This is a genomic window from Bartonella sp. AP40SXNS, from assembly GCF_042195825.1.
In the GTDB taxonomy this organism is placed as follows: domain Bacteria; phylum Pseudomonadota; class Alphaproteobacteria; order Rhizobiales; family Rhizobiaceae; genus Bartonella.
The window spans coordinates 211,346-234,024 of record NZ_JBHIPB010000002.1 but is presented as its reverse complement, the minus strand read 5'-3'; the positions used below and the strand labels follow the sequence as shown (position 1 = coordinate 234,024).

At 33.4% G+C, this 22,679-nt stretch carries 15 protein-coding genes and 1 tRNA gene; 6 read left to right on the top strand and 10 right to left on the bottom strand.

Annotated features, from left to right (window positions below):
* Positions 1-264: 264 nt before the first annotated feature.
* Positions 265-1,098, bottom strand: a complete 834-nt coding sequence (locus tag ACFILZ_RS02210; RefSeq protein WP_375610096.1) for a peptidoglycan-binding domain-containing protein — start codon at positions 1,096-1,098, stop codon at positions 265-267.
* Positions 1,099-2,155: 1,057 nt separating this feature from the next.
* On the opposite strand from ACFILZ_RS02210, the gene ACFILZ_RS02205 reads away from it, so the two are divergent.
* Both ACFILZ_RS02205 and ACFILZ_RS02200 read left to right on the top strand, forming a co-directional pair.
* On the top strand, positions 2,156-2,473 hold the full coding sequence (locus ACFILZ_RS02205; protein WP_375610097.1) for a DUF5330 domain-containing protein: 318 nt from the start codon (positions 2,156-2,158) through the stop codon (positions 2,471-2,473).
* Between the two features lie 166 nt (positions 2,474-2,639).
* A complete protein-coding gene (locus tag ACFILZ_RS02200) occupies positions 2,640-3,050 on the top strand; it encodes a SufE family protein (RefSeq protein ID WP_375606387.1) in 411 nt (136 codons plus the stop codon).
* A gap of 98 nt (positions 3,051-3,148) precedes the next feature.
* Here ACFILZ_RS02200 and ACFILZ_RS02195 read toward each other — a convergent pair whose 3' ends face one another.
* Positions 3,149-3,586 (bottom strand): MucR family transcriptional regulator, encoded by a 438-nt coding sequence (locus ACFILZ_RS02195; RefSeq protein WP_012754848.1) that lies wholly within the window; start codon positions 3,584-3,586, stop codon positions 3,149-3,151.
* A gap of 855 nt (positions 3,587-4,441) precedes the next feature.
* On the opposite strand from ACFILZ_RS02195, the gene ACFILZ_RS02190 reads away from it, so the two are divergent.
* A complete protein-coding gene (locus ACFILZ_RS02190) occupies positions 4,442-6,535 on the top strand; it encodes a S9 family peptidase (protein ID WP_375610098.1) in 2,094 nt (697 codons plus the stop codon).
* Positions 6,536-6,617: 82 nt separating this feature from the next.
* Here ACFILZ_RS02190 and ACFILZ_RS02185 read toward each other — a convergent pair whose 3' ends face one another.
* Positions 6,618-7,220 carry a superoxide dismutase gene (locus tag ACFILZ_RS02185; protein WP_375606385.1) on the bottom strand — a complete coding sequence of 201 codons (603 nt, stop codon included), beginning with the start codon at positions 7,218-7,220 and terminating at the stop codon, positions 6,618-6,620.
* An 875-nt stretch (positions 7,221-8,095) separates the two neighbouring features.
* Between ACFILZ_RS02185 and ACFILZ_RS02180 the strand changes: the two genes are divergently transcribed.
* Positions 8,096-8,170, top strand: a tRNA-Gln gene (locus ACFILZ_RS02180).
* A gap of 224 nt (positions 8,171-8,394) precedes the next feature.
* On the opposite strand, the gene ACFILZ_RS02175 is transcribed toward ACFILZ_RS02180, so the two are convergent.
* From ACFILZ_RS02175 to ACFILZ_RS02165, 3 genes are read right to left on the bottom strand one after another with little or no spacing between them, the layout of a single operon-like run.
* On the bottom strand, positions 8,395-8,859 hold the full coding sequence (locus ACFILZ_RS02175) for a toxin-activating lysine-acyltransferase (RefSeq protein ID WP_375610099.1): 465 nt from the start codon (positions 8,857-8,859) through the stop codon (positions 8,395-8,397).
* Positions 8,859-10,184 (bottom strand): HlyD family type I secretion periplasmic adaptor subunit, encoded by a 1,326-nt coding sequence (locus ACFILZ_RS02170; RefSeq protein ID WP_375610100.1) that lies wholly within the window; start codon positions 10,182-10,184, stop codon positions 8,859-8,861. The genes ACFILZ_RS02175 and ACFILZ_RS02170 overlap by 1 nt, the downstream gene beginning before the upstream one ends.
* Positions 10,174-11,760, bottom strand: a complete 1,587-nt coding sequence (locus ACFILZ_RS02165) for a peptidase domain-containing ABC transporter (protein ID WP_375610101.1) — start codon at positions 11,758-11,760, stop codon at positions 10,174-10,176. Before ACFILZ_RS02165 ends, ACFILZ_RS02170 begins: the two co-directional genes overlap by 11 nt.
* A gap of 243 nt (positions 11,761-12,003) precedes the next feature.
* On the opposite strand from ACFILZ_RS02165, the gene ACFILZ_RS02160 reads away from it, so the two are divergent.
* Both ACFILZ_RS02160 and ACFILZ_RS02155 read left to right on the top strand, forming a co-directional pair.
* Complete coding sequence (locus tag ACFILZ_RS02160; protein WP_375610102.1) at positions 12,004-12,612, top strand: hypothetical protein; 609 nt, start codon at positions 12,004-12,006, stop codon at positions 12,610-12,612.
* A gap of 3,862 nt (positions 12,613-16,474) precedes the next feature.
* On the top strand, positions 16,475-16,636 hold the full coding sequence (locus ACFILZ_RS02155; RefSeq protein ID WP_375607786.1) for a hypothetical protein: 162 nt from the start codon (positions 16,475-16,477) through the stop codon (positions 16,634-16,636).
* 1,150 nt (positions 16,637-17,786) lie between these two features.
* On the opposite strand, the gene ACFILZ_RS02150 is transcribed toward ACFILZ_RS02155, so the two are convergent.
* The 4 genes from ACFILZ_RS02150 to ACFILZ_RS02135 form a co-directional block, all read right to left on the bottom strand.
* A complete protein-coding gene (locus tag ACFILZ_RS02150) occupies positions 17,787-18,572 on the bottom strand; it encodes a DUF1499 domain-containing protein (protein WP_375610103.1) in 786 nt (261 codons plus the stop codon).
* 534 nt (positions 18,573-19,106) lie between these two features.
* Positions 19,107-19,646 (bottom strand): hypothetical protein, encoded by a 540-nt coding sequence (locus ACFILZ_RS02145; protein WP_375610104.1) that lies wholly within the window; start codon positions 19,644-19,646, stop codon positions 19,107-19,109.
* Positions 19,639-20,235 carry a DUF1214 domain-containing protein gene (locus ACFILZ_RS02140; protein WP_375610105.1) on the bottom strand — a complete coding sequence of 199 codons (597 nt, stop codon included), beginning with the start codon at positions 20,233-20,235 and terminating at the stop codon, positions 19,639-19,641. The genes ACFILZ_RS02145 and ACFILZ_RS02140 overlap by 8 nt, the downstream gene beginning before the upstream one ends.
* 17 nt (positions 20,236-20,252) lie before the next feature.
* Positions 20,253-22,403, bottom strand: coding sequence for a transglycosylase domain-containing protein (locus ACFILZ_RS02135; protein ID WP_375610106.1), 2,151 nt, complete (start codon positions 22,401-22,403; stop codon positions 20,253-20,255).
* Between the last annotated feature and the right edge of the window lie 276 nt (positions 22,404-22,679).

The window sequence follows — 22,679 nt, the reverse complement described above, 5'->3', positions numbered from 1 at the left end:
TTTACGTGATACTACAAAAATTTCGTGTTCTTTTATCATCAGAGGCAATAAAAATGGTAGAACGAGCACGTTTGCTATTTTGCAATATTTCTTTTTTCTGCAATCGGTTGTGTTTTTTTTGCAGCAAATTGTACGGCTCAATATGTAATGTGTAAGAAAACCATTCTGATTGATTGAATATAAGAGGGCTTGAGATGAAGGAATGTTTGAGGGGAATATTAAATAAACGAAAGATGAATTATCATTATAAATTAAGAGATTACTTCAATTTAATAAACCAACTTCACGCATTTTCATTAAAATTGTGTGATTAATTTTACCTGTTACAGGAAGATCAAATATTTTTTGAAACTGTTTTAAAGCTTCTATCGTCTTTTGATCTTCTATTCCTGTGACAACAACCTCCTCATTCCCAAAAATATGTAAAGCTTTTTGCACTTGTATAATATCTTCAACAGAAGGCTCTAAAATAGCTTCTTTTAAGTGTGTCATATTTTTTGTATTGTTTGTTTCTATTTCGCTTTGCTTAATTAATATCGCGATTTCATCTGTTGCGGGATTAGATAGAACATTCTTTTGCATTCTCTGAGCAGTTTGCTGTTTCCATAAAGTGATGGCTCGGCGTGTTTTAGGTCCTTCCAGTCCATCTAATGGTCCATCATAAAGGCCTAATTTTGTTAGTTCTTTTTGCTTTTCCAGCATGCTTGCTGATTGAGAGGGTAAAGGTGAATTTGTGTGGTTCTGACTTTGAGAATGTACAGAAGTTACACGGGAGAGTTCTTGTGATTTTTCTTCTTTTTCCGATAAAATAGAGCTCTTACCTATACTTTGAACAGAGGAAAATTTCATTTGAGTTAAAATATTTTGATGCGTTGTCATTTGCAAAAATAAAGCATTAAATGAAATAAATAAAAAACTAATGCTAAAAAGAAGAGATCCAACAAAAAATAAAGTATTTTTTCTTGTATAGAAATAAAGAGTTTTTACACACCAAAAAATAAAATGAAAAATTATAAGAAGAAGCGTTATAACAATACTACTATAGTATTTACGGTGTTTTACATTTTTTTTTCGGTATGTCTTTCGTTTTGTTGCCATTACTTTTATTTTCAGTTGCGTTTATTTTTTACAAAGAAACAAATATAAATTAGGAAACGAATATGAATCAGTTCTTATTTTCAGACAGCGAAAAGTGCATTGACATTATTGATTTTCCTTTCAAACTCCTAGAACGAGCGGCTTCATTATATCAATTTATAAGTTGATAAATCAACAAGAGTTCTTATCAACTTTTATTCATTTCATTTTATTTTATATAAATCTTTAATGTGTATAAAGAGAGCACCAAATGATTAGCATTCAAGATCATTTTGGTGTTTGCAAACTGCATTATCACATATAATTATCTAAACAATAATGCCACGTTATTCTTCATTTTGGGGCATATGTTTGGCTATTATTTAAACTAAAATTGAAAATATTTGCCTATAACACTAAACAGATGACAATCATTATCTATTCTTTATAATTTACATATAGATGGTTACTTATCCATAAACGGTTTGGTAAGAATAATTATCTATCAATATTATTATATTTTTGTATAAATTCCTTCTATTAAATAATTTTCATAAGTATCAATTAAATTGAAGTTTACAATGTTATAGAAAAAAAACTGGTTTGAGATGTAATCATAAGAGATGCAGTTATTTTTTTGATGTTTTTATCGACATGTTGACTATTTTTATAACATTCCAGTAAAAATTTTATAGATAATATAAATATTTTATCGACACTAGAATCAGAATAACAGAGTTTACTCTTGTTAGCCTTTTCAACTAAGCTAAGATGGTGGATTATTATTTAAAATAATTATGTACACAACATGATTATCTCTCTCATTTTTTATCATAGTATGTTTATTAACATGACCAGCTTGTAAGTGTATAATTTTGATGTTAATTTTTTACTGAATAGACAATGTATCCCATTTTATGCAGCGGAATTGTGCCATATTTATAAAAAAGCCAATGATATAGATCCAATACATGAATACTCAATTTTATAAAAAGTACATTTTATAAATTGTTTATAAAGCAACGGTGGATAAAATGCTTCTTTTATTGTATTTACCACTGCGGTACATTGATTATCCATGATACGTTTTTTAATCAAATTATCATTTTTTTTATTTTTTATTTTTGTCATTGTTTCATTTTTTGTAGCAGATCCAAGCAGTAATCATTCTTCTATCCCCAAAAATAATGAGACAACAACGAGCGATGTGATTATTGCTTTTAAGGAAGCCTTAAATGACTTAGGCGCATTTTGTGACCGTAATATAAAAACCTGCAAAGTAGGAAAATCCTTTTTAAGTTCACTTGGCGAGCGCGCATATTACGGTGCAAGAGCTGCTTATGAATATTTAGGGAACATATTAGGAAACAAAAATAATATCAGAGACTTTCCCTAATGTTTCTTACAAAATCGAAATACAAGAGTTTTTACAAAACCATGCAATGTTATCTTGAAATAAGGATTTTTAACGTTCTTCGTGTTATTTATGTTAGGAAGAATAAATATTTATTTTTTATAAGTGTATTCAAGAATGATTATTCAAACGAAACAGGACTAAAATAATGGCGGACACAATCGGTAATATTATAGATAACTTTTCGCTTTTGGATAATTGGGAAGATCGTTATCGTTATGTCATCGAGCTTGGCTATGAATTGCCACCTTTTCCGGAAAGCGCTCGAAACGATGCTCACAAAGTTCCTGGTTGTGTTAGCCAAGTGTGGCTTTTATCTTCACGTAATAACTCAGAAGATCCAATATTGACGTTTCAAGGTGATTCCGATGCTCATATTGTGCGTGGACTCATTTATATACTTCTTGCTTTTTATTCAGGCAAAAAAGCTTCTGAAATTCGCAATTCTGATGCTCAAGAGCTCTTTGAAAAACTTGGTTTAAATGAAAATCTTACACCACAACGATCAAATGGTCTGAAATCAATGATTAAACGGATTCGTAACGAAAGCTATATGTAATACCTTTGGTAGAAATTGCTATATATACAAAAGCTTCACACAAAACATGTATACTAAAATAAACTTTATACATGAAATCATTTTTTCGCAAAATAAGATTATTTAGTTTTTTTCCGTTTGCTTTTGCGTCCAAGCCCCATTTCTTTGGCCAAAGCCGATCGTGTTTTTGCATAATTAGGCGCTACCATAGGATAAGAACTATCTAACTGCCATTTTTCACGATATTCCTCTGGCAACATTCCATAATGTGTCATGAGATGACGCTTTAGAGATTTAAACTTCTTTCCATCTTCAAGGCAAATGAGATAATCAGGAAATACTGAACGCTTCGGATTAACGGCAGGCCTTTGTTTTTCAACTTCGACTTCTGTTAACTCTAGATTCCCTGCTTTACGAAAAGCAGCATGGACATCAGCAATTAAACTTGGCACTTCAGTCGGTCGAATAGAATTATTACTCACGTAGGCAGCAACAATATCAGCAACCAATGTAATAACTAAATTGCTTTCAGTCTCTAAGACTGCACGATGTTCCATTCTTGTTTCCTTTAATTTAAAATTGAGTAATTCAAAATCGAGATATAGTGCATATACTCATGATATAAAGATCTCATGCACATGAGTTTCATATTGTACAAAAATCTTTTTTGTCAATTCAATTATTCTATAAAATTGCCAAAACACAAAAAAATCAAATAAATACCCATTTTTTGTCATAATATACAATAAGAAAAACGAAATTATTACATGATAAAATATATTTTTACCCTATAACATATCATACATAATATATAATACATCACAAATATAAAAAAATATATGATAAAATTTATTTATTTTTTTTGAGAACGTAAAAATAAAATTACTAATTATAAAAAATATAATATATAAATTATTATATTTTGTTTTGAATACTTATAGTTTAGTAAGTTTATGTTTAATAAGTTTTAAATTTATTTTTATTATTTATATTTATAAAATTTAATAATAAAAACATACTATATTATAAATATGACATAATAGTATTGTTTATAATATAAAACTATTCGTTAAAAGGAGATGGAACATTTTTATTTTTTATACAGTAATAATAATATTTTAGATATATTTATTCCTTTCTGTAAAATTATGCGATTATACTGTTTCAAAAAAAATCAATTCTTTTTCTAATAGTTTAATTGTTTTACCCGTCACTTTCATTATAAAAGTGGTATTATATCCCTAGAAAACAATAGCTGTGATATGTAATGAACAGAAAGGTATTAGTTTTAAAAATTATCATGGTGCTATTTTTGCAAGTGAATAGAACTTATAGATTTTTACACTTTCATCAATCATTGTGATTCTAACATATAAACGAAGCTATTAACATATTTTAATATAGGATTGTGTATGACTCGCACTTTTGCAATTCCTCCCAAAGCATCTAGAATCACTCATAAGGAAATATATCATGGTATTTTTCGTGATGATCCCTATCATTGGCTACGTGCGTCTAACTGGCAAGATGTTTTTAAAGATCCTAACTGTCTTGACCCCAATATTCGACAGCATCTTGAAAAAGAAAATGCTTATCAATCAGCTCAAATGGCTGATACAAAATCATTACGAGATTTGCTTTTTACAGAAATGAAAAACAGGATACAAGAGAATGATAGTTCTGTTCCTATAAAACATGGTCCTTTTGCTTACGGATTCTCTTATGTTACCGGAGGCCAACAACCACATTATTTTCGGACACCAAGGAATGGCGGAGAAAAAAACGTGTACCTTAATGGTGATGTCTTGGCAGAAGGCAAAGAATATTTTAAATTTGGTTCAGTTCAAGAATCTCCTGACCATACACATGTGGTATGGACCTATGATGACAAAGGATCAGAATTCTATACAGCTAAAATTCGTAATTTTGAGACATTGTCTGACTGTACGGACACAATTACTGATACATCTGGTCAAATTGTATGGGATGCTAGGTCTGAAGGTTTTTTCTATACTAAGATGGATAAAAACCACCGACCTTCAGAGCTCTATTATCACCAATTAAACACAGATCAATCACAAGATAAGCTTATTTTTCGTGAAGACAATCCAGGTTTTTTCTTAGATGTAAGCGGTTCTAAGCTTAATGATGTTATTTATATTAATATTCATGATCATGAAACATCCGAGATCTGGTTAATTCCTGCTGAGGCACCTTTTACTGTTCCCCAATGTGTACGGAAACGACAACAAGGTATTGAATATTCACTTACAGAGGGTGGTGATGTCTTTTATATTCTAACCAATTTAGATAATGCAAAAGATTTCAAAATTATGGTAGCGCCATATACATCTCCACAATCAGAAAATTGGTCTGAGTTTGTCCCACATCAGCTTGGGTGCCTAATATTATCCCATGATGCTTATCAAGATTTTCTTGTCTGGATCGAACGTTTTGAGGGGCTTCCACGTATAAAAGTAATGGAACGTACCACTAAACAAGTTAATTCCATCGCTTTTACTGAAGAGGCTTATTCTTTAGGTCTGCAAGGAGTTGCAGAATATAACAGTCCAACTATTCGTTTTTCCTATTCGTCTATGACAACACCTGATCAAGTGTTTGATTATGAGATGAAAAGTTGTAAACGAATGCTTTTAAAAACGCAAATAATTCCCTCTGGGCATAATAAAGATGCATATGTAACACGACGGATTATAGCAATAGCAGACGATGGTGAGAAGATTCCTATTTCACTTTTTTACCACAAAAACACTCCCCTTGATGGTGGTGCGCCTTGTCTGCTTTACGGTTATGGTGCTTATGGGATTTCTATTCCTGCCAGTTTCAATAGTAATGTACTTTCTCTAGTAAACAGAGGTTTTATTTACGCTATTGCTCATATTCGCGGAGGAAAAGAAAAGGGAGTAGAGTGGTATGAGAAAGGAAAACATCTCTTTAAGCACAATACATTTACAGATTTTATTGCTTGTGGGCGTTACCTTGTAAACAATAAATTCACTTCTCACGACCGGCTGATTGCCCATGGTGGTTCAGCAGGGGGGATGTTGATGGGAGCCATTGCCAATATAGCTCCCCAGGATTTTGCTGGGATCGTAGCGAATGTGCCTTTTGTTGATGTCTTAGCGACAATGTTAGATGCTTCATTGCCACTCACACCTCCAGAATGGGGCGAATGGGGGAACCCTCTTGAATCAGAAGAAGATTATAAGCTTATTGCTTCCTATTCCCCTTACGATAATGTCAAAGCTCAAAACTATCCCCCTATACTTGTGATGGCAGGATTAACAGATCCTCGTGTAACTTACTGGGAGCCTGCAAAATGGGTGGCAAAATTACGAGACCTAAAAACAGACGATAATGCAGTTTTATTACGTATTAATATGGATTCAGGGCACGCTGGTGCAGCTGGACGTTTTTCAAAGCTAGAAGAAGTTGCCTATATCTATGCATATATTCTAAAGATAGCAGGAAAAGACTTTTGCTAATCCATAATACTTCTGTATGAAAGTCTCCGATAATTTATTGGATTATAGAGACTTTCATACACTAAAAAGTTATCTAGATAGTTTAAAATTCACATTCTTCATAAAGTTCTAAAACATAGTCCCAATTAATTAAATGGTCTACAAAGGATTCGAGGTACTTCGGTCGAGCATTGCGATAATCAATGTAATAGGAATGTTCCCACACATCGACACCCAAAATAGGGCGAGCATTGTGCACTAAGGGATTTTCACCATTAGGGGTTTTCATAATTTCAAGCTTGCCATCTTTAACAGCAACCCACGTCCATCCAGAACCAAATTGGGCACTAGCAGCAGCAATAAAATCAGCGCGGAATTTGTCATAACCACCTAGATCAGCGTCAATAGCTTTTGCTAACTTTTCAGGAAGTTTTTGGCCACCACCATTTTTTTTCATCCAAAGCCAAAAGTGGTTATGATTGTAATACTGCGCTGCATTATTAAACAAACCAATATTTTTTCCAAAACTTTTTTTAACAATATCTTCAAGGCTTTCATTTTCTAAGCCTAACTCTTTCACAAAATTATTGGTGTTGGTAAGATAAGCAAGGTGATGCTTATCATGATGATATTCAAGTGTTTCGCGTGACATATAAGGCGAAAGGGCATCGTAATCATAAGGCAACGGGGGCAATTCAAAAGCCATTTAAAAATCTCCTCGATTCTAATTGTTAAGCTTATTTCATAAGCCTAATTTGCCATTTACCGAATTTAAAAGCAAATGTTGAATACCTAGTTTGTATGAAATAGTTTTAATGTCTCTCTTTTTGTAAAAGAAGCTTTTAGGAAATGTATATTCATCAATCAAAAAGGGTATTGGTCTACATAAAGATTGCTTCTGAAGATTTTTTATATCTATGAGCGGGTAATGAATATCATTATCTTTTGAATAAAAAGTAAATGGAAATAGCTATTATTCCTTGTTTTTGTATATCTATTTTTTCAAATACCATATAAAATGTTTTTAATTTTTGCAAAACTCTTCCAGTTTATTGGTGTATCATAATGTTTTCAACAGAATATTAAGTGTTATTTTTTAGGAAATATTTTTCAATGTGCTTGATTTTATTTTATGGTGCTACCCATGAATAATATAATGTAAAAATTAGTGGACATTACCATCTTTATGCTTAATGCAAGAGCACAGCAGCACTATCATACACTTACCGGTTACCAATGTGGTGACAGCTTTTTTCTTAAATTGAGCAAGATGAGATTTTAATATATCAAGAAAATTAAATCATATGCAAATTTATTAGATACATGAGTAAACTGAAAGATTTTCATGTTCTGTTCCTAAGACATCAATACAAAGAGCAAAATAATTGGTGGATAAATGGTTGCTACTTATGTTAAAATCACAATTGTATATCAGTTTCTGCTACGAATTTGTATCGATGGCAATGCCATACAAGACTCAGAAATTTTATGATAAAAAAGTAAGGTCTTTGATTTTCAGATATTGCGTCCAATCACAGGAATCGCTATAAGGTGCAGGAGTCGCTATAAAGCGTGTTTTTTTGGGGTATAGCCAAGCGGTAAGGCACCGGTTTTTGGTACCGGCATTCCCTGGTTCGAATCCAGGTACCCCAGCCAGTCTTTGGTGAAATGAATCAACCATAAACTTGAGAAATCATAGAGTTGAGAGTGGATTAAACCTCTTAATTATCTTTAGCCATTCATATCGGATTGGTCAGAGGGGAAATACGCGTCTGTAGCGGAGTGGCTCTTACTATAACTATAGTCAAAATAGTTATTTTAGGGATTTTTCTTTATAAGAGTGGGGCTTAAATGGTTTATGCGCACTTGCTTTAGAAAAACTATTTGGCTGGATTTTGCGCTCTATAGCAACACCAGCGTGCAATTTTTCGTATTCCACCATCTTCATTACGTCGTACAGCATAACAATAACGCTGATCAGGAAATATATTTCGTTGCATATCACGTACAATATGAGCAGTATGGCCATAAGGTGCTACACAATCAATAAACCATACGTATTTTCCATTTTGCCAATTGGCATCGGGTAAAAATTCTCCCTTTTCAAGCATAGATTGATGATTTTTCTCATCTAAAAAAGCCCAAGTGATAAAGGCGCAAAATTCTCCACGTTCATTTTTATAGAGCTTGTATTGCCCAGTCTGTAAAGCTGGACCTAAGTTTCGGTCTATATCCCAAATTCGCCAGCGGCGGTATAAGGGAGATGTAAGCATTAAAACAACCATGGCACCCAAAGCCGTAAGAGGATCTATGAATGATGGTGATGGATTTTCATTTACAGACATTATCTTTCCTTTAGAGATTGTTCTAAAATTTTGGTGATAGGTTCAAAGAAATAAGAAATGAGACGCCGTTTTGAGGTAATGACATCCGTTGTTACAGTCATGCCAGGGATAAATTTAAATTGTTTGTTATTCAAAGTGATGTGATCTTGGTCAATTTTGATTAAAACAGCATAGACACCATTAATTTCTTTATTATAGCGCGCTGTAGCGCCTACATTAACGACTGTACCGTGGATAACACCGAAACGTTCAGGTGGAAAGGCAGAAAACTTGATGTAAGCACGTTGACCCTTTTCTAAAAAACCAATATCTCGATTATCAAAAAACGCTTCAACAATGAGACCACCTGCATCAGGGACAATACGCATAAGCGTTTTACCAGCTTCTACAAAGCCGCCCAAAGTATGGATACTTAAATCATCGATACGTCCATCAACAGGCGCATAGAGTGATAAGTGGTCAAGATGGTATTGAGTGCTATCAAGTTTTGCTTTTAATCCTTGAAGATTCAGTTCTGTTTCACGCGAAAGTTGGCGATAGCGGGCGATTTCATCGGAAATGAGACTTTTCCGTTGTTGGCGGAGGGTGTTTATTTCGGCGGCATTTTCTTCCAAACGTCTTTGATTGGTTAAAATTTCATGCTCGACATTTTTAAAATCATGTAAACGCTCTAAATAAACGGCTTGGCTAATGACTTTTGTTTCCATCAGGCTTTTTGCAGCTTTTAATTTTCCTTGGCTTAATTGACGATCATCTTCCAACCTATCTAATTGCGCATGTTGTGTTGCACCGCTGCGCTCGACGCGGTCCGCTTGTGCTTTTAGCGCTCTTAATTTATCTTGGAGAGATTGAAGGGTAGCGCTAATGAGTTTTTCACCTTCTATTCTTGCAGTCGTGTTGCCAGAAGGAGGAGCTGGCAGATAGGCAAGCCCTTTGGTCACAAAATCTTTATCCAAAGGATCACTTTCATGCAAAGCTGTTAAAATAGCTGTTGCGATTTGTGCTTGAAGAGTTTGTTGCGCGATATCTGCTTGAACACGTGCGCACTCATTGAGGGCTTCACGGGGATCTAATTGAATAAGGAGATCGCCTTGATGAACAAATTGCCCTTCTTTTACAAGGATTTTTTCAATGCGTCCTGTATTTTGCGCTTGGACAAGCTGAACGTAAGCGGTGGGAATAACACTTCCTTGCCCCCGTGCAACAATCTCTGTTTTTGCGATAAAGCTGCCGATCACAATAAAGAGAAATAAAGCAATCAAAACAGCAACCACCATATGAAGCGTTGGTGACAAAAGGCGCAAATAAGGAGCTTTATCTGCCATTTTTTGCCTCCAAATCAGTAAAGTTTAAGACGGTTGCATGTTGAGGAAAGAGGTCACTTTTGTGGGTAATAACAAGAACAATACGATCTTGCGAAAGTTTATATAAATGCTCAACAATTTGTGCACTGACAGCGTCATCCAATGCGGAAGTAGGTTCATCCAAAATAAGAAGGCTTGGGTTTATCAGAAAAAAACAAGCCAAAGCCAAGCGTTGGCGCTGACCACCTGATAAAAAACCACCTTGCTCTCCTACTTGAGTATGGAGTCCTAGAGGTAATTGAGTGATCAAATCATGGCAAGCACTAATATATAGTGCAGCGTCGATTTCATCTTTAGTGGCATCTGGTTTTGCAAGAAGCATATTCTCAAGAATGGTTCCGGAAAAAAGGCAAGGATTTTGAGGAAAGTACGCGATTGTTTCACGCACGCTACGGACATCAAAATTCTGTAAAGGTTGGGCGTTAATCAATATCTTTCCGCTTGTTGGGGGATAGAGTCCACAAAGGAGCTTCGCCAAGGTTGTTTTTCCGCACCCTGAAGGACCAAGTAACATAATTGGTTGCCCAGGTTGTAAACAGATATCAAGATGATTGATAATGGACTTATCTCCATAAGAAAAACAGAGATCGTTGGCTTCAAGATGAGGAGGAGCACTGAGTTGAAGAGGCGGTTTTTCTTCTTCCCATTCTGGAGGGGAGTTAAGAATATCGCCCAAACGAAGACGAGAGATTTTCAAATGCTGCCATTCTTCCCATAGGGATGCAAGGCTTAAGAAAGGCAATAAGATAATAAAAATAGTGAAAAGATCACCAAAAATATGGCTCATGGCTCCATTGAGAAGATGCAATTTACTGGTTGTAAGGCTTTGATCTAAACTACGAGCTAAAGTTTCTTGCATGCGTACCGTATGAGCAGATTCTTTTACGTGTGCTTTAATGGCTTCAAGATTGGTAAAACTTTCAATAAGGCGCGATTTATGGACAGCTTGCAGAGTGAAAGCACGGCGTAATTGGCGGCGCAAGAAGGGACCGACCAACGCTAAAGACCCCATTTGTAAAGGTAAAATGATAAGGACAATGAAGGTAAGTTTCGGACTAATGGAAAAGAGTGCAACAATATAAATAATGGCAAACAGAACATTTAGCACAGTTGTGGCGATGGTTCCTGTTAAAAAACCGCGAATTGTATCAACCTCTCCAATACGTGAAAACAATTCTCCCACTTGCCAACGGCGTAAAGTGGGCAAGGAGAGACTTAAAAGATGGGTGTAAATGCGCCGTCCAAATTCTAGCGTAAGCCGATTGGCTAAATAGGCACCTAAGTAACCTGAAAGAGTGCTAAGAGCTGTGCTAAACAGCATGATAGCAACCATCAAGACAACGATAGCATAGAGACTTTCAATACGCTGAAAAGGGAGAATACGGTCGATAATCGCTTGAAAAATAAAAGGATTTACCAAGCCCAACAAACGCAAAACAACAGCAACGCAACTGAGTTCGATGACATAATAAATATATTTCTTTGTTGTTCTTGTAAACCAAGAGAAGGCTACAGGTTTTTCTTGTGAATGACTCATTTGAATTTATGATTTTGTTTAAGAGAAAGAGTGATGGATGCCGCATATTTTAACAGTATTGTAAATAGTATTATTACTAAACAAAATATACATTTTGTATGAATATAATATAAACATAATGTATTTATTATTTATACAGTATTTTTATTGTTATTTATACAAATTATATTTACTTATTATAAAGTAAGCAGTAGATAATTTCTCACTGCATCATTACGATACAGTATTTTAAATATATATATAATGGATAATAAAAAGGGTAGTTCAAGCTCATCGCATGATTCAAATAGTAGTTCACATCCAAAAAGTTGGCTTTTTCCAGAAGAAGATGATTGTAGCGCAGGTGCTCATTCCCAAGCAGCAGGTGCAGGTGGCATCGTAGGAGAATTAATAGGAGGTATTGCTGGTGCAGTTGGAGGTCTTTTTTCTGGACCGGGAGGTGTTGGTTCTGGCTTTGTCAATGGAGCAATAGGAGGTGGACTAGCAGGAGCTGGTGACGCTGTGGTAGATAAATACAATGCATGCTATACGGCACCAAGTTGTGAAACAAGCGATTATGTTGAAGCAGCTGCCATACACGGAGGCATAGGACTAGCATCTGGTGCATTATTTGGTCCGGAAGGAGCAGCAATAGGCGGATTAGGAGGAGCGGCTGACGGTTTTATAGATAAGTACAATGAATGCCATCCGAATCCAAGTTGTGAAGTAAGCGATTATGTCGAATCAGCAGCCATAAAGGGAGGCGTAGGAGCATTAATTGGTTTATTAGGTGGTCCGGAAACAGCAGTAGCAGGCGGAGTAATGGGAGCTGTTAGCGGTTTGATAGATAAGTACAATCAATGTCATCCGTAAAGTGGAGGGACATTGTTTCTAATTTATTTAGAAAATAGCTAGTAAGATATTTCTGAGATCAGTGATATTGTAAACATACTTTAAAGCTATGGCTAAACTGATTTCAGGGATATTTTTGTGTGTAATAATAGATATTTTATTTTGGATTTTTTTGTTATGAATACTTTTACTGGCTCCTTATTGGCAACGTTTATATGTGGATTTTTAATGTTCTCTTACAATAGATTTAAAGGTGAGAACTGGAGTATAAAAAGGACAATATTATCAACAATTATGTTTTTTATATTATATTATTCTGGAAATCTATTAGTTAAATATATGGGAATTTTATAAAAATTATTTATATATAAAATTATAATTATTTGAATTATAATCTATTGCTCTCTCTTAAATCATTCATAAAGTAGATGAAATTTCAGTCTGGATTTTTTGTTATGCATACTTTTACTGGCTCCTTATTGGCAACGTTTATATATGGATTTTTAATGTTTTCTTATAATAGATTTAAAGGTAAGAACTGGAGTATAAAAATGGAAATATTATCAACAATTAGGTTTTTTATACTATATTATGCTGCAAATTTATTAATTGAATATACGGGAATTTTAAAATAATATAGAATTACGTTATTATCAGCATTTTATTATTTATCATAATTTATACATTTTACAAATTATATTTGATTTTTTTGCTAAATAGCATGCATCATCAGATGATTAAAGTAGTAACTCACATCCCAAAAGTTGGCTTTTTCCAGAATAAGATGGTTGTAGCGCAGGCTCTTATGCTCAAACAGTAGGCACAGGCGGTCTCGTGGGAGCCTTATTAGGAGGGGGGGCTGGGTGCAGTAGCTGGTCTACCTAGAGTAGTAGGAGGCGGATTATTAGGAGCTGCTACAGGTTTAATAGATAAGTACAATGAATGCCATCCGTAAAGTGGAAGAACACTGTTTCTAATTTATTTAGAAAATAACAATAAAGATATTTCTGAGATCAGTGATATTATAAACATACTTTAAAGCTATGGCTAAACTGATTTCAGGAATATTTTTGTTTAAGACAATAGATATTTTATTTTGGATTTTTTTGTTATGAATAATTTTACTGGCGCCTTATTGGTAACGTTTATATATGGATTTTCAATTTTTTTACAATAGATCTAAAGGTAAGAACTGGAGTATAAAAAGGAAAATATTATCAACAATTACGTTTTTTATATTATATTATTTTGGAATTTTATTAGTTAAATATATAGGAATTTTAAAATAATATAGAATTATGTTATTATCATTATTTTATTATTTATTATGAGTTATATATTTTTACAAATTATATTTGATTTTTTGCTAAATAGCATGCTTATCAAATGATTAAAGTAGTAACTCACATCCAAACAGTTGGCTTTTCCAGAAGAAGATGATTGTAGCGCAGGCTCTTATGCTCAACAGTAGGCACAGACGGTCTCGTGGGAGCCGTATTAGGAGGAGGGGCTGGTGCAGTAGCTGGTCTACCTAGAGCAGTAGGAGGCGGATTAGGAGGAACTGCTAACGGTTTGATAGATAAGTACGATCAATGCTATCCATAAAGTGGAAGAACACTGTTTCTAATTTATTTAGAAAATAATGATAAAGATATTTCTGAGATCAGTAATACCGTAAACACACTTTAAAGCTATGGTAATTGATTTCAGGGATATTTTTGTTTAAGACAATAGATATTTAATTTGGATTTTTTTGTTATGAATACTTTTACTGGCGCCTTATTGGTAACGTTTATATATGGATTTTCAATTTTTTTTTACAATAGATCTAAAGGTAAGAACTGGAGTATAAAAAGGAAAATATTATCAACAATTATGTTTTTTATATTATATTATTTTGGAATTTTATTAGTTAAATATATGGGAATTTTATAAAGATTGTTTATATATAAAATTATATTTAATTAAGTTAAGTTTATTATTTGAATTATACTCTATTGCTCTCTCTCTTAAATCATTCATAAAGTAGATGAAATTTCAGTCTGGATTTTTTGTTATGCATACTTTTACTAGCTCCTTAATGACAGCAATTGGATTTGGACTTTGCATGTTTTTTTACAATAGATTTAAAGGTAAGAACTGGAGTATAAAAAGGACAATATTAACAACAATTAGGTTTTTTATATTATATTATGCTGCAAATTTATTAATTGAATATATGGGAATTTTAAAATAATATAAAATAAAGTTGTTATCAGTATTTTATTATTTATTATAATTTATATATTTTTACAAATTATAGTTTATTTTTTGCTAAATAGCATGCTCATCACATAATTCAATTAGTAACTCACATCCAAAAAGTTGGCTTTTTCCAGAAGAAGATGATTGTAGCGCAGGCGCTCATTCCCAAGCAGCAAGCGCAGGCGGCATCGTAGGAGCATTAGTAGGAGGTGTTGCTGGTGTGCAGTCGGAGGTTCTATTGCTAAACTAGGAGGTGCAGGTGCTGGCTTTGTGAGTGGAGCAGTAGTAGGTGGACTAGAAGATCTGGTGACGCCATGGTAGATAAATACAATCAATGCCATCCGAATCCAAGTTGTGAAGTAGGCGATTATGTTGAATCAGCGGTCATAAAGGGAGGCACAGGAGCATTAATTGGTTTATTAAGTGGTGTCCGGAAGGAGCAGCCGCAGGCGGAGTAATGGGAGCTGTTAACGGTTTAAAAGATAAGTACAATCAATGCCATCCGTAAAATGGAGGGAGGCTGTTTCTAATTTATTTAGAAAATAGCTAGTAAGATATTTCTGAGATCAGTGATATTGTAAACATACTTTAAAGCTATGGCTAAACTGATTTCAGGGATATTTTTGTGTGTGATAATAGATATTTTATTTCGGATGTTTATTATGTATATTGGTGATAATATTATTTCACTATTAATGAGTAATGTTTTTGATAATGAGTAATGTTTTTGATGTGTTGTATTCAATATTTATTTTTATATTTTTATTTGCATTAATTTATAGATACAGTGGTGACAGTTGGAAAAATAGTATAAAGGAATCGCTTAAGACATTTGGTTTGTTCTTTTTGTTCTTTTTAGGATTTTTTTATTTATTTTTCTTTTAAATATATTAGATATTAGTATCTATATTTAACTTATTATAAAAAATAACTTTCATATAAATAAGTTTATATTATTTTTAATTATATATATTATGTTTTTGACTTTCTTATTGTGTATAATTTAAAAATTTTTTCTTATATACTTATATTAAGAAGTTGAAAAGAATATAAAATTAGATTTATTTGAGTTAAGTTTATTATTTATAGCATTCTAAATTTCTATCTATATCTCTCTATATATAAAATCATTCGTAAAATAGATAAATTATTTTAAATTAAAATATTATTATATATGATATGTTTTTTATCAGGTTAAATAAGATTTATTTTTAGTATTTGTTTTATATCTATGTAGACTTTTTACATTTCAGAAAATGAGCTGACTTAGTTAAAAAGAGATAGAAAAAGCAACATTCTATACGAAAATTCTATTTTTTGTTATAGATTGTTTGCGTATCTATAAATTTATGTAGCTATAAGTTTATTTTTTTACAGAGTTTTTTCTTAAAAAACACGAATTGTATTAATCTTTCCAATACGTGAAAACAGTTCTCCCATTTGCTAATGGCGTAAAACAGGCAGGAGAGCCTTAAAAGATGGGTGTAAACGCGTCGTCCAAATTCTAGCGTAAGCCGATTGGCTAAATAAGCCCCTAAGTAGCTTGATAGAGTGCTAATAGCCGTGCTAAACTGCATGCTAACCATCTTAATTGTATCGTTCTGATATGTTTTTTTACAAAATATAAAGGGGGATTTATATGTTTGGTTCATTTAGTTCTATTTTTTCTAATGGTTGGTCTTATGTTTCTAATACGTGGTCAAATATTTCATCAATGAATTTTTCAAGCAGTGAATCACGACCTGGGTGTACTGTTGGAGATTATCTCTCAGCAGGATTTTCAATGGGACGTAGGGGATAGAATATGGGAGTGGTAATTGGTGGAGTTATGGGGGGGACAGTTGGAGGACCAATAGGCGCTGTGTAAGGTCTAATGTTAGGAGGAAGAGTTGGCTCTGCAGTAGGATTTGGTACAGGTTTGGGATATACAGCCTATGAATGTTATCGCTAATATAAAAATTAGCAGATATTTCTAAAATGAACAAGCTTGTAGGCATAATTATGTGTCTACAAACTTGACTGGAAGGTTTAGGTGCATAATTTTACAAAATTATATATTTATTTTGGATTTTTTTTATGAATGAGCTTATTAGTATTATTGTAGAATTATTATTTTCTATAGGTGCTTTATTTATATTTTTCTATACATTGTTTTCATATTATAAATCTAAAGGTTATAGTAAAAAAGAAATTTGGAAAAAAATTTTGTTAAGAATATTTTTGTTCTTTATATTATTTTCTATGACATTTTTTATTTATATACGTTATTTCTATGAACAATGATTATTCATTATTAATTTATAATTATAGATTAATTTGGAAATTTTATTTGTTATCTATATTTTTAATATATTTTATGAATTATTTTTTGCATTTTTTGTTTAATTATATTTATTTAAATTGTATTATGTATCTAAGGTATGTAATGAAAAAAATATTAAAATTAAATCATTAATTAATAATAAATTCGTTTTTTATATTATTTTAAATTATTAATTTTTATATGAAATAATATATATTAATGTTTATTGTTTTTATATGTTTTTAATTTGGATTTTTTATGATTGATATTATTCGTATTATTTCAGAATTATTATCTTCTACATTTTTTTTCATTATATTTACTATATTACTTTCTATAACAGTTTTTATTTGTATACGTTATTTATATGAAAAATGATTTTTATAATAATTTATAATATTAAACTTTAAAAAATATTTACTGATTACATTTAGACAGAGACTTTAATATTATTATCAATATTTCTGTTTTTTTATTTCCTATTTTTTTAATCTTTTTCATTATTTCAAGAATGGTTAGGTTTAAGAATATTATCTTTTGTATAAGAATTTTTAGTTTATAGTTTTTGAAAAGTGATTATTTCCTTATATATCATAATTTATTGAAAAATAAGCTGATTTACTAATATAACTTACTATACTTCTAGTTTCTACTCATCATCTTGAGAAAGAGGAAGTGACGAGATTTCTGTATCAAGCGCATCCATAAAATCGATAATAAAAGCAGCATTGGTTCCCAAATCTCTTGGCAAATAACGAGAAGCAGAACGCATATCAACAAAAGTTGTATCCCCTTCATTCGTTAAACGAATAACAATATCTGAAATAAAGCCAAGGTAAAAAGTTTTGGCCATTGTTTCAATATAAAGCGCATCTTCTTCACCTTTAAACTTTTTTTGAGCTACAACAGGCCAATCATAGGCTTCTAAAACATTGAGAACAGATTCGCGAATACGGTCAGGTGATCCATCATAACGGCGCCCTGACATTTCTGGCCATTGTGAGATCTGTAATGTTGCTTGTTCAGTCAAAACACTTTTGAGCGGTAAAGCATCGCTGGGACGTATTGTGCGAAAAAAAGCCGGTGGTCTTTGTGTATCGGTAGAAATATCGTAAAGAGCTGGTAAGGTAAACCAAAGTCCAAAAAAGAGCATCAATGGTGTCGCAGTTATTAATGAATAAATGATCCCTTTTAAAGCTTTCATTCCCCCTAGAGCACCATAGACCCACAAACTATGAAGTGCTTTAATAGCCAGAAAAAGAGAAATAATTACACAGCCAGTAGAGATACCTATCAAGATTATGAAGTCGCTTACGTTAAGTACGGAAAAACGTTGTAAAATGACCGAAAATAATAAAATAAAGAAGGCTAAACCACCAAATCGAGGGGACCATACTGCTGCTCTTGAAACGAACCGAACATATCTCTTCTTCATGAAGTTTTTCCCCTCAATTGTAAACTATAAGCCAAGTTTTTTCAGAGTGCCTATCGTACAAAAAGCTTCTGCTCATAAACCAAAAATAAAGCACTTATTTTTGAGGTCAAGGATGCGTAATGTCTTATAAGTTTCCAGCGGTTATTTTAGCACTTCATTGAAGGTAAACAATATTTCTTCTATAATTTATCATGTCATTGATGCGAATTTTATGGGAATTTTTGTAAATAAAAAGAAGTAAACTCAAATAACAAGTTCTACGGTTGTTAGCAGCATATATTTTTAGAACTTTACTCTTGATTTTTCTCTTCTAATGGCGGGGAGTTTTTTCTGTCAGATAATGCGTCTCAAATAGGATATGATTATGTGCAATAGAGATTTCATTCTACCTCAATAAAAAATTTAGGGATCTACAATCAGATAAATCTGAATTCGAATATTTGATTAATAGAGAAAAAAGATAACCATTTTGATAGGCTTCATGTATTTTGTACAGAAAGTAAGGTATTGTACAAATGAGAGGTTAGTCCGTTTTTATTCATAAAATATGCGACAGGTCGCAGATGAAAGAAAAGCTTCACTTTCTTTTTTTGCAAGGGAAGAAGGGACAAAAATACGTAAAATAACAAACCCTTCATTCAAATTTTTAGCAACCAAAACTGAATTGGCATTTTTTTTAGGTTTTGATTTTTTGAGTTCTATGATTTGTATTGGTTTTCCAATGATAAGATCAAGTGTCGCATCAGGGGCTGTTCGGTCATTAAGGCTATAGAAAATAATTCCGTCGTGTGTGTAGGCTGCTAGTGACCAAAATTGTTGTGTTTTCAAAGCTTTTAAATGAACAGGTCCATTTTCAAGATTAAATCTGCAGACTTTAAGAAGAAAGAGTGGATCAGTAGATTGCTGAATAGGATTATTGGGCGTAAAATCGACAAATTGATAAGAGGTTCCAGATTTTTTTAGTGCTGTCCATATATTATCTTGTGCCCAATAGGGGATCAGAAAGAGAACGCAAATATGAACGATAATAGCGCCAATGATTGCAAGAAGTGCGGTATAAATAAATCTAATCACAATTTATTTGTCCTGATGGAATTTGTTCTATAGAGGGCATTGTGAGCTTTTGTAATGCCGTTGCTGAGATGATTGGAGTATCGTATAAAGTAAGAATAAGCCCGAATTCTTTTTGACTAATTGTTGCAAGCCAATTACCGGTTTGCGGTGTGGGTGAAATATTGATGCGCAATGAGCCGTCATGCTCATAGATAATATTGTTAGTGTGAAGTTCAAAAGGTATTTCTTTGGATGAAGTATAGGGTTTAAGGGATTTGTCAGCTGTATAAAGGGTAAAAAGACGGGTTTCAGGGATGGTGCCTTTGAGCAAATAATGACAGTGATGATGAAGTGGACGCCCTTGGTTATCTTGCCAAATCTGGAATTGAATACCTTCAGTTCGTCCGAGTGAAACAATGCCTCGTTTGGCGGTGCGAGCGCGGGTATAAGGATCCATATTGGCGGTTCCTACTTGTGGATAAGCGCTCCATTTTCCAATTCTAAAGCGTCCAAAATGATGAAAGGAATTGAGCACATAATCGGCACTCAGTGTTCCACATAAAATGGAAAAAGCGAAGATAAAAAAGAAAATGGTGATATTAAAAAACATCAGTGAATATCTTGAATTCAAAATGTTGAATCTCCAGTTGTTTTCATCTTCAAAGAGATTGCAGAGTTTTTTTTCAGATCTTTGTTAATCAATCGCACGATATTTAATGTTTCAGGAGAAAGCGTAGAGGGTATTGGAGAAGGAACTTCAGAATCTACACGGGAAGAAAGTACTGGAGGCTGATAAGGAAGGAGAGAATCTTTAACACCATAGAGCTGTTTGAGCATAATATTTTGATGCGCAGCAAGCATGATACGATGCCATATCATGGCAGGAACGCCACCCCCAAAAGCATGATTCATCGGTGAAAAATTATCATTTCCCATCCATACCGCTCCCGTATAATTTCCCGTAAAGCCAACAAACCAAGCATCACGATAAGATTGTGATGTTCCAGTTTTCCCAGCGACAAGAGTCATGGGCAACGCAGCACGCTTACCAGATCCTCGTGTTGTGACACCCACCATCATTTGATTCATATAAGCTGCTGATTGTTCACTCAGAACTCGGTGTAGTTTTTTTCCGTTATGTTCGAAATCCCACACAACACGACCATCAATTGTTTTGATTTGCGTAAACCCATGACGATTACCCGCTATTCCTCCATTGGCAAAGACATTAAAGCCTGTAGCTTGATCCATGGGGGTCATGTTGGAAGTGCCAAGAACCATCGTTTTGTGTGATAAAATATGCGCGTTAATCCCCATATTTTTAATGAGATCTATGATAGGTTGGGTATCGCGGTTAAGATATTGGTAGGTGAGATAAACAGGGACTGTATTAATGGAAAAGGCTAAAGCTGTTGCTAAGTCAATTTTTCCCAGATAACGACCAGAATTATTTTTGGGTGTCCAACCTCCCCAATTGATGGGAGCATCTAGAACGATTGTTGAGGGTGATAATCCATGTTCCATTGCGGCTGCATAAACATAAGGTTTGAATGAAGAACCAGGTTGTCGACCGCCCTGTGTTGCTCTGTTAAATTGGCTCTTTTTGTAATCTAGTCCTCCAACAATTGCACATACCGCACCGTTATTATCGAGTATAACGGTGGCTGCTTGTGTTACACGATATTGTTGACCATATTGATGTAAATGATAGGCAATTGATTCTTCTGCTGCTTTTTGAATATTCGGATCAAGGGTCGTTTGAATAATTAAACTATGGCTTGGAAGTTGATTGCGCATTTTTTTGACTTCCTCGAATGCCCAATCAAGAAAATAATCAGGCTGATTATTGTCTATTTGGGGAAGGGGCCTAGCAGGGTGGCGATGCGCATTGATAATCTGGCTTTTCGTCATAAAGCCACTATTAACAAGATTAGAAAGGACGACATTGGCACGTGTTTGAGCAGCAAAGAGATGACTATGAGGGGCATATTTTGTTGGAGCTTTAAAGAGTCCTGCTAACATAGCAGATTCACTCAAAGATACATGACGGATATCTTTTCCAAAATAAAATTTTGCAGCGGCTGCAATACCAAAATTGTTTCCTCCCATATAGGCTCGGTCAAGATAAAGTTGCAAAATCTGCTTTTTGCTAAAATTTGCTTCTAGCCAAAGAGCAAGATAAGCTTCTTTGATTTTACGTGTTATGGTTCTCTCGTTTGTTAAGAATAAATTTTTAGCCAATTGTTGTGTGAGAGTTGAACCACCTTGCACCACCCCTTTAGCTTGAATATTTTGTGAAATTGCCCGTGTAAGTCCTTGAAAGTCAACGCCCCAATGATCAAAAAAACGACGGTCTTCTGTGGCAAGAACGGCTTTAATAACAGTGTCAGGCATTTCTTCAACAGGGACAGAAATAGCCGGCATTGCACCACGGTGTCCAATTGGATTTCCATAGAGATCGAGAAAAAGAATGGAAAAGTTTTTAGGAGAAGACCAATCTGTTTTGGTAAGTTCAAAAACAGAAATGCCCAAAATGGTGAAAAGAGTAAATCCCATCAACCCTAATGTTAGTATTTCATCGAGAACTTCAACAATAAAACGTTTCCATCCTTGAAGATGAAAATTTTGTGAGACGATTTTTGCCTTTTTCCAGAAAAAACTGTTAGCAGAACGAATGTGATAAAGCGCTGTGTCTAATCGTGCGTCTAATTCAATGAGAGCAGGACTATGAAATGGCTTACGGTGTTGCCCTTTCTTTTTTTTAAAAAAATCAAACATTTAAAGAGAGCCTATGGCAAAGCAATACAACCAAACAAATCTACAATAAGTATATGGAGTAGAAGTATTTTTTTTCTATAGTTATAACAGAGAAAGAATTTGTTTTAGAATTATGCATTTTTTGTAAGATAGTATATTAATATTTTATTATTTTATTGAATAAATTTTATTCTCATTATTAAAAATATTTTTTTGATTTTTTAAAAATTTGGATTAATGTTAATATGTTACTTCTGTAAGATAGAGGATAAAGTTTTTCCATTTGTGATTTTTTAA